This window comes from Lactobacillus amylovorus DSM 20531 (assembly GCF_002706375.1).
Taxonomy (GTDB): Bacteria; Bacillota; Bacilli; order Lactobacillales; family Lactobacillaceae; genus Lactobacillus; species Lactobacillus amylovorus.
Map to the genome: position 1 here is coordinate 602,247 of NZ_CP017706.1, position 13,293 is coordinate 615,539.

The 13,293-nt window shown below is 36.8% G+C and carries 15 protein-coding genes, 1 tRNA gene and 3 pseudogenes; 5 read left to right on the plus strand and 14 right to left on the minus strand.

Going from position 1 to position 13,293, the window contains the following annotated elements; genetic code table 11:
* Positions 1 to 9 precede the first annotated feature (9 nt).
* From LA20531_RS11895 to LA20531_RS03060, 4 genes and pseudogenes are all read right to left on the minus strand, one after another.
* Positions 10 to 912 (minus strand): annotated as a pseudogene (locus LA20531_RS11895) (prenyltransferase).
* Positions 913 to 1,030: 118 nt separating this feature from the next.
* Positions 1,031 to 1,236, minus strand: a pseudogene (locus LA20531_RS11990) (hypothetical protein).
* Positions 1,237 to 1,466: 230 nt separating this feature from the next.
* Positions 1,467 to 1,655 carry an LPXTG cell wall anchor domain-containing protein gene (locus LA20531_RS03055; RefSeq protein WP_052543162.1) on the minus strand — a complete coding sequence of 63 codons (189 nt, stop codon included), beginning with the start codon at positions 1,653 to 1,655 and terminating at the stop codon, positions 1,467 to 1,469.
* On the minus strand, positions 1,652 to 1,966 hold the full coding sequence (locus LA20531_RS03060; protein WP_056939800.1) for a hypothetical protein: 315 nt from the start codon (positions 1,964 to 1,966) through the stop codon (positions 1,652 to 1,654). Before LA20531_RS03060 ends, LA20531_RS03055 begins: the two co-directional genes overlap by 4 nt.
* A gap of 227 nt (positions 1,967 to 2,193) precedes the next feature.
* Between LA20531_RS03060 and LA20531_RS03065 the strand changes: the two genes are divergently transcribed.
* Positions 2,194 to 2,679, plus strand: a complete 486-nt coding sequence (locus LA20531_RS03065) for a DUF1836 domain-containing protein (RefSeq protein WP_056939820.1) — start codon at positions 2,194 to 2,196, stop codon at positions 2,677 to 2,679.
* Positions 2,680 to 2,984: 305 nt separating this feature from the next.
* Here the strand turns inward: LA20531_RS03065 and LA20531_RS03070 are convergent, their stop codons facing one another.
* The 5 genes and pseudogenes from LA20531_RS03070 to LA20531_RS03085 all read right to left on the minus strand — a co-directional run bounded on the left by LA20531_RS03070 (position 2,985) and on the right by LA20531_RS03085 (position 5,203).
* Positions 2,985 to 3,635, minus strand: a complete 651-nt coding sequence (locus LA20531_RS03070) for an MFS transporter (protein ID WP_236943785.1) — start codon at positions 3,633 to 3,635, stop codon at positions 2,985 to 2,987.
* Positions 3,599 to 4,003, minus strand: coding sequence for an MFS transporter (locus tag LA20531_RS11780; protein ID WP_250645132.1), 405 nt, complete (start codon positions 4,001 to 4,003; stop codon positions 3,599 to 3,601). Before LA20531_RS11780 ends, LA20531_RS03070 begins: the two co-directional genes overlap by 37 nt.
* Positions 3,996 to 4,358 (minus strand): MFS transporter, encoded by a 363-nt coding sequence (locus LA20531_RS11785; RefSeq protein ID WP_056939799.1) that lies wholly within the window; start codon positions 4,356 to 4,358, stop codon positions 3,996 to 3,998. Before LA20531_RS11785 ends, LA20531_RS11780 begins: the two co-directional genes overlap by 8 nt.
* Positions 4,351 to 4,990, minus strand: a pseudogene (locus LA20531_RS03080) (GyrI-like domain-containing protein). Before LA20531_RS03080 ends, LA20531_RS11785 begins: the two are co-directional and overlap by 8 nt.
* A gap of 9 nt (positions 4,991 to 4,999) precedes the next feature.
* Positions 5,000 to 5,203, minus strand: coding sequence for a hypothetical protein (locus LA20531_RS03085; protein WP_013438488.1), 204 nt, complete (start codon positions 5,201 to 5,203; stop codon positions 5,000 to 5,002).
* 91 nt (positions 5,204 to 5,294) lie between these two features.
* Here LA20531_RS03085 and LA20531_RS03090 point away from each other — a divergent pair, with 91 nt between their 5' ends.
* The gene (locus LA20531_RS03090) at positions 5,295 to 5,768 is read left to right on the plus strand and encodes a Crp/Fnr family transcriptional regulator (protein ID WP_056939797.1); all 474 of its coding nucleotides are present in this window, start codon (positions 5,295 to 5,297) and stop codon (positions 5,766 to 5,768) included.
* Positions 5,769 to 5,828: 60 nt separating this feature from the next.
* Here LA20531_RS03090 and LA20531_RS03095 read toward each other — a convergent pair whose 3' ends face one another.
* The 5 genes from LA20531_RS03095 to LA20531_RS03115 form a co-directional block, all read right to left on the minus strand.
* On the minus strand, positions 5,829 to 6,746 hold the full coding sequence (locus LA20531_RS03095; RefSeq protein ID WP_025015305.1) for a class II fructose-bisphosphate aldolase: 918 nt from the start codon (positions 6,744 to 6,746) through the stop codon (positions 5,829 to 5,831).
* A gap of 109 nt (positions 6,747 to 6,855) precedes the next feature.
* Complete coding sequence (gene argS / locus LA20531_RS03100; protein ID WP_056939796.1) at positions 6,856 to 8,541, minus strand: arginine--tRNA ligase; 1,686 nt, start codon at positions 8,539 to 8,541, stop codon at positions 6,856 to 6,858.
* A 303-nt stretch (positions 8,542 to 8,844) separates the two neighbouring features.
* Positions 8,845 to 9,519: a L,D-transpeptidase gene (locus LA20531_RS03105; protein WP_013642341.1), complete on the minus strand. Its 675-nt coding sequence runs from the start codon at positions 9,517 to 9,519 to the stop codon at positions 8,845 to 8,847.
* 132 nt (positions 9,520 to 9,651) lie between these two features.
* Positions 9,652 to 10,500: an NAD(P)H-hydrate dehydratase gene (locus tag LA20531_RS03110; RefSeq protein ID WP_013438494.1), complete on the minus strand. Its 849-nt coding sequence runs from the start codon at positions 10,498 to 10,500 to the stop codon at positions 9,652 to 9,654.
* Position 10,501: 1 nt separating this feature from the next.
* Entirely contained in the window at positions 10,502 to 11,800 is a 1,299-nt protein-coding gene (locus tag LA20531_RS03115; protein WP_022087578.1) for a serine hydrolase, read from the minus strand.
* Positions 11,801 to 11,888: 88 nt separating this feature from the next.
* On the opposite strand from LA20531_RS03115, the gene LA20531_RS03120 reads away from it, so the two are divergent.
* From LA20531_RS03120 to LA20531_RS03130, 3 genes are all read left to right on the plus strand, one after another.
* A tRNA-Leu gene (locus LA20531_RS03120) sits at positions 11,889 to 11,972 on the plus strand.
* A 161-nt stretch (positions 11,973 to 12,133) separates the two neighbouring features.
* Complete coding sequence (locus LA20531_RS03125; RefSeq protein ID WP_056939795.1) at positions 12,134 to 12,451, plus strand: PspC domain-containing protein; 318 nt, start codon at positions 12,134 to 12,136, stop codon at positions 12,449 to 12,451.
* Positions 12,452 to 12,523: 72 nt separating this feature from the next.
* On the plus strand, positions 12,524 to 13,228 hold the full coding sequence (locus LA20531_RS03130) for an NUDIX hydrolase (protein ID WP_013438497.1): 705 nt from the start codon (positions 12,524 to 12,526) through the stop codon (positions 13,226 to 13,228).
* Positions 13,229 to 13,293 lie beyond the last annotated feature (65 nt).

Sequence of the window (13,293 nt, forward strand, 5' to 3'; positions counted from 1 at the left end):
CTTTTATACTTAAACTAAAACCAAAACTGTGTAAATGGCTATATACGTAATAAAGAATATTGATAGATACTTAATCATTTGTAAATAGGTGGTCTGTTTATCCGGATGTTCAAAGAATTGTTTTAATTTTGGCCATAATATCGGCAACAAAAAGCAACTAAAAATCAGTGGCCATTTTGCCAAACCAAAAAGAACAACGGCAATTGGAAACAGTAATCCCGCAATAATCAACGCCTTAATTATTTTAAGAGCATTCTTTTTTCCCGTATAACTGGCTAAAGTATGGCGTCCATTGTTTAAATCTTCGTGCAAATCACAAGTATTATTGGCTAATTGCAAAGCATAGAAAATAAGTGTTAAAGGCAAACATCTTATCACAGTGGTTAACGCCAAGTTCCAGGTCAAAGGGTAGACGCCATAAATTGTAACGTAGATACTTACTAATATAATGAAATACGAAATAAAAAAAGATACCACTAATTCACATTGCATTTAGCGGCTTAGGCCCTGCAATGTAAAATATTCCAATAAATACCCCACAATCCCCATTATTAGTACGGGCCAACCAGTACGATAAACCAAAATGATACCCGGAATCGCTGAGATAAAGTAGCTAATCCACACTAAATTCCTAACATCAGTCAAAGGTAACTTCAGTCGTCCAATTGGATTTATATCAGTCAAAAAATGTCGATCTTTGCCATGAAGATAATCATAGTAATTATCAGCGATATTAACTGCTAAATCAAACAGAAAAACATCCACCAAGCACAGCAAGATATTAATCAAATTAAACATGTGATATTGTTGAAACGCCATTGCCGCGCCAAAGACAAACCACACTACGTTTAACGGCGCCGTATAAATCTCTGATAGTTGATAATATACTGGCCAAGATAAAACCTTCTTCATAGTAACTTATTAATCCTCCCATTTTTATTCATATCTTAGTCTTTTTCTAAAACAAAGCATAGCTACCAATTTTGAAAATATTATCACAAATTACTACTTTAGTTATTAATAACTTTCATTACAACTGATGAAACTTCACCACTTTATTCTTCAATAAAATTTTCTGAACCTCAAAGCCATATGCTGGCAATTCTTTTTTTATAGCGTAAAAAAGAATTGTCTAAGGTCACTTCCAGCCTGTTGACCAATCTCATCAAAGGAAAGCTCAAAATTCCCAGTCTCATTATCTTTGATATATTGCCATAATTTATCGTACTTACTCATTATTTATTTTTCAATCCTCAAGATGTAATCTCTTTTTATACTTCTTTTATAATTGAATTTTCTATTTTATAGATTTTTTATAATTCGTACTTTTCATTTTATATTTCTTTTATAGTAAGTTCAATTAGCTAGAATCTAAAGCAAATCTGCAAAAAAATAAAGCCTAGCAAACGCTAGACTTTATTCTTAATAATTATAGAGCCTTTTATTAGTTACGATACTTAAAACTTCTAATCTTCCTTCTTTTTCTTCTCGCCTAATCCAAATAGACTTGCTAATGATACTGACAATAAACCTAAAATTCCAAGCTTATTATCCTTTTCACCAGTTTGTGGCAATTCTTCATCACTTGCCTTTGGCTTATTATTAGCTGTCTCATCAGCACCGTTAAATTCGGACTTAGGACCATTATTACTCATCCATTCACCTGAGGTCCGTGATTACTCGTCCATTCACTCTTAGGTCCACGGTTATTCGACCATGTCGATGACTTAGCAGATTTCTTAGATTCTGCCTTGGCTAATCTATTGGCTAATCTACTTGAATTAGTTGTATGTTTCTTTGCCACCTTAACTTTCTTATTCTTCTTTGCCTTCTTAGTTTTCTTTACTTTATGCTCCTTCTTTGGAGTTGAATGCTTGTCTGAAACAGTTGGTTTCTTTGACTTTTCAGAAACTTCCGGCTTCTTTTCCTTTGAGTCATGATGTTCATCCGTTGGCGGAATTATCACTTTACTGTAAGTTACCGTCTTTTCAATATCACCATCTTCATGATTTACTTCTCCTGCCCTAATTTCTTGTCTTCCTAATAAATCTGCCCAAGCAACGTTTGAAGCATATGCTGTCTTGTTAACTTCCTAGTCCAGTCTGAAATCTGATCAGCAGTTTTTAAAAAACTTATAGCAAGAGATTAATTGACAGAACCTTCAAAAATTTAACCAAAGTGAGGACAAAAAATATAAAAAAGAAAGTAGCAGTAGAACAATTAAAATTTCCTTCATACCAAGAAATTCCTGCAATGGGATTATATTTAAAGCAAGTAGTGAACTATATAAATCAATGTTTAGCGCCCTTAGGAAATATCAAGATTACGAGTTCAATGGTCAGCAATTATGTTAAACATGATCTAATTGCATCCCCTGAAGGCCGGCTATACAGCCGTGAGCAAATCGCCACCCTACTTTTTATCACCATTGCCAAAAACGTGATGGATCAAGAAGACCTGCGCAAGGCGATTGCCATCCAGCAAAAGACCTATTCAACCGAAGTTGCTTATAATTACTTTGCCGCTGAATTGCAGAATGTCTTATTATATGTTTTCAACAAAAAGAAAGAACTGCAAAAGATCGGTCATGATAACACCAGTCAAAAGCAAATGCTGCGCAACGTCATCATGGCCTTTGCTTATCGAGAATATTTGTACCAATTTTTCAAAGAAATTTAAAAGACTCAGCTTATGCTGGGCCTTTTACTTTATGCTTTCTATATTAATCAAAATTACCATGATTTAGCTTAATGTATTGATCAATTTTTCGAAGATTTTAATTATTAAATAAAGCAAAATAAAAAAGTTCAGCTTTCACTGAACTTACAAATCATAAACTATCCATCCATTGATCTAAATCTTTTAAACTACCAATTTTAGTAATGGTATGATTTTCTACCTCTTTTTTGCCTTGTAATGCTTCCACAGTATCTAAAAATTTTAAACTTTTATCATTTTTTAAAAGTCATAAATTTAACCTTTTACTATTTACTTTTCTTCTTCGGTACAAATACTAGTGCAAGGACTAAATTAACAATTATCAGCACAAGCAGCACCATAAACGTCCACTTAGAACCTATTGCCGTGCCATTACCTACATGATTATTTTGTGCAATCGCAATCAAAGTCCCAGCTAATGCAGTTCCGAGTGCTCCAGAAAATTGCTGCAAAGTATTGAAGATCGCGTTGCCTTGGGCATGGTTGGCTTTGCTCAAAGTAATCAATCCACTGGTCATCAGACTGCCAAAACACATCCCATAACCGCCATAATAAAGAACATACAATAATACAATGGCAATACTGCTGAGTGGTGCTAATATATTCATCAAAATCAAACTAGTTAGACTGGCAATTACGCCAATAATGATCGGCAAACGCGCACCTTTTTTATCGAGCAGCTTTCCTGCTAAGGCTGCCATCAAGGCATTTATCACCACACCTGGAAATGTAATCCAACCAGCCAGAGAAACGGATCCATGATTAACGGCTTGCACATAGATTGGAAAGATGAAGCCTAAGGCCAAAGTCGCAATTTTAGCAAAACAATAGGCAATTAGTTGCATGCTAAAACGCAAATTTTTAAATAATTGAGGACTAATCAAGGCTTCCTTATCGGACCAAGATATTTTAGCCAAATTAATAAGCTGATGATTCCTAAAACTAAAAAGCCTAAAACTGGAACTGACAGGAATGAATATTTGGCAATTCGAGTAAAGCTTAGCATTAAGCAAACTAAAGCAACAGCAAAAGACAGCCACTGACCGTACTTGATCTTCACCTTCTGCAAAGGATTGATCTGGCGAATTGAATAGATTCCTGTTAGTAAACTAATTACTATCAGAAACAGTGAAATGATAAAAATCCAGCGCCAATTAAGCGCATCAGTCACGACACCACCAAACACCGGACCAAAGGCTACGGCACAAGCGGTAATCATCGTTCCAATCCCCATCATGAAGCCGAGTTTTTCTTTTGGTACTTCTGCCGGAATAATGTTATACATTAGCGGCAAGCCTATACCTACCAATTCCTTGCAAGGCTCGACCTACTAACAAAAGATCAAACCATGGAGTAACGATATCAATCAGTAAGCCCAATATAAATAATGAAACTCCTAGAATAAATATTTTTTTGGTAGGAATTCTCAACCTGATCTGTGAACTAATTGGCACAATCGTTGCAATCACTAGCAACACCAGGGTATTAACCCATTGAACTTGATCGGTAGTAATTGCAAAGTCTCTAGTCAAGATTGGAAAAGTAACTGTCGTTGCCGTTTCATCAAGGATTCCCAAAAATGAGAGCATCCCTGCCGATAAAATCGCCATCACCAAACGTGGCGTAACTTTTTTAGTCATTTTTTATCTTCTTTTCTTTAACTGGCAAGCGAATAATCGTTTTTAAATTTTCTAACTTTGTACGTTGAGGATTTGATAAATAGATTTCATGATGACGACGCTGATCTGAAAAGTCTAATCCCAAATCATTTTTAGCAATGAATTGATGCATCTTAGCGATAGTAGCAGGCTCATCATCATAACTACCATGATGCATAATTTGTACGCATTTTCCTTCTGTCAAAGTAATTAACTTGACTGACGAAAAATCCAAGCCTTTTTTAATTGCAGCTTCTTTTTTAGCCCAAGCCAAAACTTCATCTGTCACAAACTCAGGCATTCGAATACAGGAAATAAAATTGAATCTTTCTTTATGAGCATAATCAATGCCTTTAACGCCATCTTGCCACCAAAATCCTTCAAGCGGTGGAACCACGAAGTCAAAATAATCTTTAATCTGATGTGAGCCCTTTTTACTCATTTTAATTGTATAGGCTAAACTATACAAGATCATGCTTGTATTCTCCGCCCTCTTGATTTGGATCGCCCTGACCTTGAACAGCAATATATTGCATCTGTGGAACATCAATTAATTCAGGCTTTTTGCCTGGACGATAAAACTGCTTTTCTTCTTTTTTAAAATCGTATGCCATGTCCTGCCTCTATAATTGATGAAACTTAACTGTCTTGTTCTTGAGTGAAATCTTTTTTACCTCAAAACCATAGTCAGGCAGTTCTTTCTTATAATGCAAAAATGAATGGTCGATTGGCGGTCCTGCTGCTTTTTCGATTTCATCAAATGAAAGCTCAAAATCGCCAGTTTTGTTGTCTTTAATATATTGCCACAATTGATCGTATTTACTCATATCTATGTTGCTACACTTTCTAATACTTTCATTAAGATACATCTAATTCTATACTTCTTTGATGGTCGGCTCAATTTATACAAATTTATGCATGAAAAAATCCTATTCAGAAATTACAGTAACTAAGGAAGTCGTGCTAGGTATACTCCAAAAAGGTGACATTGAAGGACAACAACATTTATTCAAACAAAGCGAAAATGAAAACTTTGTTGAAGCTGTGGAGGACACCTGGGTTTGCTCAATTAACCGCGCAGATTTTCAAAAACTTTTGCAGAAAACACCAGATTTGTCATTGAAGCTTTTAAATAATTTCGGTAAAAAGTTAGTCGCAATTGAACATAATTCGGTGCTTAGAAACACCTTGGATGCCAAAGAACGGATATTAGCTTACTTGAATGACCTTGCCAATGAGCAAGGCAAAAATGAAGTAAAATTAGAACTAAAGAAAAAGGACTTAGCCAGTTATTTAGGAATTACGCCGAAGACATTCAGTCGTAAGTTAAAAGAACTAGAAAAAGATGGCAAAATTGAAGTTCATGGTCGCTGGATTAATGTGAAAAGATAAATTATGCAAAAAATAAAGCCCAGCAAAAGCTGAGCTTTATTTTAATTAATAATCAAATGATTATTCTTCGTTTAATGATGAACGGTCGAATGATGCATCCTTAAGTTCGTCATCAATAGTCTTGGTACCTAACCAGCCAATCATTTCCTTCATAGCGTCGGTAATAGCTTCAGTACCTGGCAATAACAACTTACGTGGGTCGTAACCCTTGTTGCCCTTGTCTAAGTCCTTGCCAGCTTCGATGTATTCACGAGTAGCCTTTTGGAATGCTAATTGGAATTCAGTGTTGATGTTAACCTTAGCGATACCAAGTGAAATAGCCTTCTTAACTTGATCTTCAGGAATACCTGAACCACCGTGCAATACAAGTGGTTCTTCTGGAACTGCTTCAGCAATTTCCTTAAGACGGTCGAAGTTCAAGCCTTTCCAGCCTTCTGGGTATACACCGTGGATGTTACCAATACCACAAGCAAGCTTGTCAACACCAGCAGCAACGAAAGCCTTAGCGTCTTCAACTGATGCTAATTCACCGCCGTCAGCACCTTGGTTTTCACCAATCTTACCAATTTCAGCTTCAACTGAAATACCACGTTCGTGAGCTAACTTGATGATTTCCTTAGTCTTAGCTAAGTTTTCTTCAGTATCAAGCTTGTGACCATCAAACATAACTGATGAGTAACCAAGTGCGATACATTCCTTAGCTGATTCAAAGTCACCGTGGTCCAAGTTCAAAATAACTGGAACTGAGATGTTCATTGAATCCATTTGGTCAGCTACCATGTCCTTAACGAACTTGTAACCACCCATGTACTTAGCAGCACCAGTTGATACTTGGATCAACAATGGAGTTCTAGTTTCTTCTGCAGCACGTAATTCTGCACGAGTCCATTCCAAGTTGTTAGTGTTGTAAGCACCTACAGCGTAATGGTTCTTACGAGCATCCTTAAAGATTTGATTACCGTTGTCAAAATAAGCCATAAAAAAATACCTCCTAAATATCTTACATGCATATTGTACCCTAATAATTCTATTATGAACAATTTTTCACAAAATGTAAGCGCTATTTTTTAAATTTTCACGATTTTGCTTACATTTCCTTAGGAGCATTTACGCCTAAAAGTCTGAGTGATTCAGTCAAGACGATTGATGTAGCTTGAACTAAGGCAAGACGAGCACCAATTTTATCGTTCTTAGTTAAAATCTTCACGTTTGCATAGTACTTGTTAAATTTCTTAGCTAAATCAAGAGAATATTTAGCAATTACTGATGGTTCAAACTTTTCACTAGCTCTAGCCACAATTCTTGGGAAGTCTGCTAAATCCTTAGCTACGGCAAATGCCCAATCATCATCAAGAGCTAAATCAGTGTCACTTGGCTTTTCGCCCATCGCGGCAGCTTTACGCAATACACTTTGAGCACGAGCATTGGTGTATTGAACGTAAGGACCAGTATCGCCTTCGAAACGAACGACTTCTTCCAAGTTAAAGTCGAAGTTATCAAGACGATCATTCTTCAAGTCGTGGAAAACAACGGCACCTACACCAACATCATGAGCTACTTGGTCTTGGTTAGCCAAATCTGGGTTTTTTTCTTGAATTTGCTTCTTAGCAAGAGAAACTGCATCCTTCAATACTTGATCAAGGAAGACAACGTTACCCTTTCTAGTTGATAATTTCTTACCGCCTTGAGTAATCAAACCAAATGGAACGTGGTGGATTTCGTCTGCCCAGTCGTAACCCATCTTCTTAAGCACAGTCTTAAGTTCAACAAAGTGTTGCGCTTGTTCGTTACCAACAACGTAAAGCATCTTAACGAAGTTGTATTCCTTCATTCTCCATTCAGCAGCAGCTAAATCACGAGTTAAGTAAATTGAAGTACCATCTGACTTAACGATAATTGCTGGGTTTTCGTCAGGTCCCATGTCAACAACTTGTGCACCTTGAGATTCGTGTAAAAGACCTTTTTCCTTCAATTCATCAATAACTGGTTGCATCTTGTCGTTAAAGAATGCTTCACCATTGTATGAATCAAAAGTTACGCCCAATTCGTTGTAAATGCGCTTGAAGTCTTCAAGAGAAACTTCACGGAACCATTTCCACAATTTAACTGCTTCTGGATCACCGTCTTCAAGTTTCTTGAACCATTCACGACCTTCATCATCGAGTTCAGGATTATTTTCAGCTTCTTTGTGGAAACGAACGTAGTAATGGAAAAGACTCATAATTGGGTCTTTCTTAACGTCTTCTTCGTTACCCCAGTGCTTGTAAGCAGCAATTAACTTACCAAATTGAGTACCGTAGTCACCAAGGTAGTTAATCTTGATTGGAGTATAACCTACTTTTTCCATCGTCTTGGCAATTGAGTTACCAATTACAGTAGAACGAAGGTGCCCCATTGACATTGGCTTAGCAATGTTAGGAGATGACATATCAATTGGAACATTGCCTTCACCTAACTTTTGATCACCGTAGTGTTCCTTTTCAGCTAAAACATCCTTCAAAGTTGATGAAACAAGCTTTTCATGGTCAATGGCAAAGTTAACGTAAGGACCAACAGCTTGGATGCTGGCAAAGTCATCACTGCTTAAGTTTTCAGCAATATCCTTGGCAATAATTGCAGGATTCTTGTGCATAGTCTTAGCCAAAATAAATGCTGGAAAAGCATAGTCACCCATCTTAGCATTCTTTGGACGTTCAATTAATGCAGCAATTTTTTCTTTAGGCAAATCAACTTGGCTTGAAACTAAATCAACTACTTCGTTTTTAAAGTCCATTTTCTTCCTCTTTTCAAATAAAAAAGCCTCTTTCTATTATCTAGAAAGAGACGAGTTACTAACCCGCGGTACCACTCAAATTGATACAAAGTATCCGCTTATTTAAATCATTATTTTAATCAGTTAAACACGCCTTCATTATTCTCTGATATCCAACTTCCACCAACTTGGACTCGCTAAAACAGAAAAATAACTACTACTTTTAACCTACTAGCAAAGATGATTATAACAGGAATGATAAAGGCGTGCCACAAATTTTAACGAAAAAAGCAGATATGACCATTTGCATATCTGTCTAATTTTTTAATGATTCTTGATGACTACTTTAGTACCATTAGGAATATTATCCATAATCCACTTAGAGTCAGGAACACTTAAACGAATACAGCCGTGAGAGCCTTGCGTTCTACCTAATTTAGCAGCTTCCTTTAAATTGTAGCTGCCATCACCTTTAGTAGGTACAGAGTGGAATAAGTAAACATTATCAGGACTCCAGCTTGTCCAGTTGTTAGCCCCTTCTCCTAAATTATAATTGAAGAAACTATCGCCGCGTCCGCCTTGAATACTGTAAGTACCCGTTGGCGTAAGAGATTTACCCTTCTTGAAAATACCGCCAGTAGAAAGCATGGTGTAAATTACCTTGCCTTTTCTTAACAAGTAAGTACGATTGCCTTCAAGTGAGACACGTAAAGTTAAATCTTTTTCTGTTGGACTAATCTTAGGATGTTTCTTAGTCTCACTCTTTTGACGCCAAGTGCCTTCTTTTCTTAAATCCTTAGGATCTTTATATGGACGAAAAATTTCTGTATTTTGTTTAGCCTTTTTCTTAGCTTTTTTCTTTGGTTTAGTCGTCTTACTTTGAATGGTAGCTGCTTCTTGAGAGATATCAGACTTTGGTGCGCAACCGTTAGCTAAACCGATAATTGCTCCAAAAGCCAATACGATGCTGGCCACTCCAATAATAATGTTTTTCTTCATAAACGTGTTAATCTTCTTTTTTAAAAATAATCTTAACTATTATAATTAATGCTTCGCGCATATTAAAGCGTTACGCTAAAAAACATCCCTGAATCGGGATGCTATTTTACTATACTTAAAATTTTAACATGTTTACGATAATTCTGAATACTTTTTCATTAATTTAGGCAATACTTTAGAAACCTCAGTTGGTTTAACAACGTAGTTATCCTTATTAATTAAATCGCCAGCTAGAGAATGAATGTAAACAGCTGCCAGAACAGTGTCGACGCTTGGACCAAATTGAGCTACAAAGCCGCCGATAATACCGGCAAGCGTATCGCCCATGCCGCCAGTTGCCATACCTGGATTGCCCAAAGGGTTAACGAAAACTTGACCTTTGCCATCATAGATATGGGTATGATTTGATTTTAAAACCAACATCGCATTACTATCTGGAATTAGTTGGTTCAAAGCATCAATATTGGCACTATCTGTTTGAAATGGAATTCTAATTTGACTCAGTCTCTGCCATTCCATTTGGTGGGGCGTAAGAATTAAATGACCTGCATTCGTTGGTAAAAGCGATTTATCTTGACTAATCAAGTCAAGCGCACTGGCATCTAGGACTACCGTTTGTTTTTCTGAAGTACATCTTCTCAGAATAACCATAATTTGCTTGGCTAAATCGGACATGCCAAGCCCAGGTCCACAAACCACGACGTCCATATTTTTAATCAAATTAGCCAGCTTGGCATCCCGCCAATCGATAAACATTGCTTCAGGCAAACGTGCATGAAGCGCAGTTAAATTGACCGGATGGGTTGCGACAGCGGTAAGTCCTGCACCACTATTGACCGCTCCTGAAGTCGACATAATAATGGCGCCACCATAGTTTTCGCCACCGCCAATTAAAAGGATTCGACCATAATCGCCCTTATGCGTATCACTTGATCTCTTCGTAATAACCTTTTTTAATATCGCTTCAGTAATTTCTGTCATTTTATCTGCCTCCGAAAAGCCAGCGCCAAATTCTTACAAAGAAGTTGACTTTACCATTAGCTGATAAGGCTTTTGCTTTAACATTCATGCCGTTAGGGTTTGACAAAGAAACAATCTTTTCATTGCCAGACTTGAATTGGTAATTGCCGATTGTTTGATCTTTGGTAATTGGTGCTTCAACAGTCTTTTTATCTAAGCTAGCTACTAAAGTCTTGTCATCTGCTGGATCCCAAATAGTAATTCTGTTCTTCAAGCCCAAGTTAGTAGTTGCGTTGTCACCGTCAGTAACCTTAATTGACTTAGCACCATTCATTTGACTGCCAGCAGTCATCGTAATTGGACGATACTTGTTGAAAATAAAGTTCATCAACTTCTTAGTTTGGATAAAACGTGATGGATCGGTACCGTCTTGGTGACGTGCACCCATAACTACAGTGATCAAACGCGCACCACTGTGTTCAACTGTACCGATAAAGCAAGCACCTGCAGCATCAGTGGTACCAGTCTTTAAACCATCAACTGGGTATGCTTCGTCATATTGAGAAAGACCCTTAAGCATCCAGTTGAAGTTAGCCATCTTAGTAACTTTATTGCCATCCTTAAAGTTTAAGCGGGCAATCTTAGTTGTGTCCAAAACTTCTGGGAAATCCTTGATCAAGTTTTGTCCGATAATTGCCATGTCTTTGGCTGACATAGTGTTTTCATCGTTCTTGTTAACGCCAGGGTAAGCATCCTTGCCTAAATTACCATTAGGTAAACCACAAGCGGTGTAGATTTTGGCATCTTCAATGCCCCACTTTTTAACTTGCGCACGCATTTGATTAATGAAAGCTTTTTGTGAGCCGGCAATGGTTTGACCCAAAAGCATTGCGGCACCGTTAGCTGATTCAATTAACGTTGCTTGGTAAAGTTGTCTGATAGTGTAAGAATGTCCCATTTTAAGTGGTACATTTGAATATTCAGTGTTGTTAGCCACCTTCACGATTGGAGCGGTGGGCTTTACTTTTTGGTCCCATGATAACTTCTTATTCTTAATTGCTTGTAAAGTTAAATAAACAGTGACCAATTTGGTCATTGAAGCAATTGGTAAGGTTTTATCTGCATTTTTGGCGTATAAAATTTGACCGGAATCGCTATCGATAGCAATAGCAGACTTAACGTTCAAATTAAGTTGATCAGCTTGGTAGCTGCTAGTGGCGTCGGCATGTACTGGCGTTGTGAAAACCGCCCCACATGAAATCAACGAAATTGCAGCAACAAAACTAATAAAAGTTCGTTTTATCTTTTTACTAAAAAACATGAAATTCCATCCTTTTGCATAATAAAGTATATTTATGCTTACATTTTACCAAATATTTGGTATGATTATTCATGTACATGAGAAAAATGCCCGCTTGGCGGAATTGGCAGACGCGCAGCGTTCAGGTCGCTGTTCAGGTGACTGAGTGAAGGTTCGAATCCTTTAGCGGGCATAAAGGTAGGTCTAGTAAATGCTAGACCTTTTATTTTACAAAAAGATAAATAATATTTCTTACACAAAGCTTTATATTTTAATCCTCCAAATGCCTTTTGCATCCCTTATGCTGTATAATTACAAGTAACCAATAGCGAGATTAGAAATGAGGCTATTATTATGCAAAAAAGATTAACTAAATCACAAGACAAAATTTTAGTTGGTGTTTTTGGTGGAATTGCTAACTACTTCAATGTAGATCCAGCTTGGGTAAGAATCATTGGTGCTGCTTTAATTATCTTCACTGGTTTCTTCCCGGGCACTGCACTTTATATTATTGCAGCAATGGTAATGCCTGAAGCCAATGAAGTTTCACCTAGAGTCGAAAAGCATGAAACTGATTATCAAACAGGTCGGCCTAACACAATGAACGGTGACTTTACTAAGTCAGATAATCATGATGAAGATTCAAACGATAATCAAGATAATAAAAACTAATTTTTAATAAAAATTTGATCATTCAATTTACGTAGTTACGTATTTGAATGATCTTTTTTCGAGGTGATTTATTTGGATGAAGAAATTGTTGCTCGTCCTTTAATTACGATTACGAATATCATTTGGAGTTTCAATCCTAACACTCATTTGCCTCAAATTTTGTTAATTAAACGAGCTAATGAACCTTTTAAGAATAAATGGGCATTGCCTGAAACTCTGTTACGTAGAAATGAAAGTGCAGATGCTGCTTGTATCCGACTGATTAAAGATAAAATTGGCATGTCCATCCCTCATGGTGCCACTGAACAGTTGGCTACTTTTACTGACCCTAATCGAGTTAGTGGTGAACGTGCACTAGCTTTAGCTTATATGACTTTTTTGCCCGCTATGCCCCAACTTAAGCCTGGCTATGGTGCAACAGAAGCAAGATGGTTCACATTTAATTTTAAGGACCAACATTTTTATTTAAAAAACAATGATATTGATCTAACCTTAACCGAACAATCTAAACTTGCCTTTGATCACCATCTAATCGTAATTGCAGCTATCAAGCGAATTAAGAACAAGCTAGATTACCAACCAACAGTACTTCAAATCTTAGGACCAACATTTACTCTGCGACAAGCACGCGAAGTTTACGCTATTTTCTTAAAAACTACAGTCGACAAAATTGATAATTCTAACTTTAAGAAAACCCATAAAAACATTTTTGAAGAAGTAGGAACAGCTTCTACTAAGCGTTCTGGCCGACCACCTAAGATCTTTAAATTGCGTTAAAACTTGCACTCGCTAAATAACGTGCTACAATCGACACTAATAAAAGTTGATTATACTTTTATTTT

Bases quoted from the DNA above. Each gene is read 5' to 3' on its own strand.
- LA20531_RS03055 (WP_052543162.1), bottom strand. From the start codon at position 1,655: ATGAGTAATAATGGTCCTAAGTCCGAATTTAACGGTGCTGATGAGACA.
- LA20531_RS11780 (WP_250645132.1), bottom strand. From the start codon at position 4,003: ATGTATAACATTATTCCGGCAGAAGTACCAAAAGAAAAACTCGGCTTC.
- LA20531_RS11785 (WP_056939799.1), bottom strand. From the start codon at position 4,358: ATGACTAAAAAAGTTACGCCACGTTTGGTGATGGCGATTTTATCGGCA.
- LA20531_RS03085 (WP_013438488.1), bottom strand. From the start codon at position 5,203: ATGAGTAAATACGATCAATTGTGGCAATATATTAAAGACAACAAAACT.
- LA20531_RS03090 (WP_056939797.1), top strand. From the start codon at position 5,295: ATGAAAAAATCCTATTCAGAAATTACAGTAACTAAGGAAGTCGTGCTA.
- LA20531_RS03095 (WP_025015305.1), bottom strand. From the start codon at position 6,746: ATGGCTTATTTTGACAACGGTAATCAAATCTTTAAGGATGCTCGTAAG.
- argS (WP_056939796.1), bottom strand. From the start codon at position 8,541: ATGGACTTTAAAAACGAAGTAGTTGATTTAGTTTCAAGCCAAGTTGAT.
- LA20531_RS03105 (WP_013642341.1), bottom strand. From the start codon at position 9,519: ATGAAGAAAAACATTATTATTGGAGTGGCCAGCATCGTATTGGCTTTT.
- LA20531_RS03110 (WP_013438494.1), bottom strand. From the start codon at position 10,500: ATGACAGAAATTACTGAAGCGATATTAAAAAAGGTTATTACGAAGAGA.
- LA20531_RS03115 (WP_022087578.1), bottom strand. From the start codon at position 11,800: ATGTTTTTTAGTAAAAAGATAAAACGAACTTTTATTAGTTTTGTTGCT.
- LA20531_RS03125 (WP_056939795.1), top strand. From the start codon at position 12,134: ATGCAAAAAAGATTAACTAAATCACAAGACAAAATTTTAGTTGGTGTT.